This window comes from Mesorhizobium sp. M1D.F.Ca.ET.231.01.1.1, from assembly GCF_003999155.2.
GTDB lineage: Bacteria > Pseudomonadota > Alphaproteobacteria > Rhizobiales > Rhizobiaceae > Mesorhizobium.
In genome coordinates this window covers 1-360 of record NZ_RZOZ02000111.1, presented here as the reverse complement: position 1 = coordinate 360, position 360 = coordinate 1, and the positions used below count along the sequence as shown (strand labels likewise).

At 62.8% G+C, this 360-nt stretch carries 1 protein-coding gene; it reads left to right on the top strand.

Annotated features, from left to right (window positions below; all coding sequences use genetic code 11):
• Window positions 1-349: ureidoglycolate lyase (locus EN874_RS32525; protein ID WP_127428850.1), on the top strand; the 349-nt coding region annotated here is incomplete at its 5' end.
• Window positions 350-360 lie beyond the last annotated feature (11 nt).

Here is a 360-nt window from a genome sequence, read left to right as displayed (position 1 = left end):
GGGGCCGAATGCGCGGGTGCTGATCTCGATGGTGCGCGGAACGCCCTACGAGATGCCGCTCAAACTCACCATGGTCGAGCGCCATCCGCTTGGCAGCCAGGCTTTCATCCCGCTGTCGCCGCGGCCATTCCTCGTGATCGTGTGCCATGACGCCAAGGACGGTCCAGGCGAACCGCACGCCTTTCTCGCCGGCCCCGGACAAGGCATCAACTACCGCCGCAACCTGTGGCACGGCGTGCTGACGCCGATCGGCGAGGAACAGGATTTCGTCATCGTCGACCGTGGCGGCGACGGCTCCAATCTCGAGGAATTCTATTTCTCGCATCCTTACGAGATCCACCTTCCTTGAAAGCCTTTGCC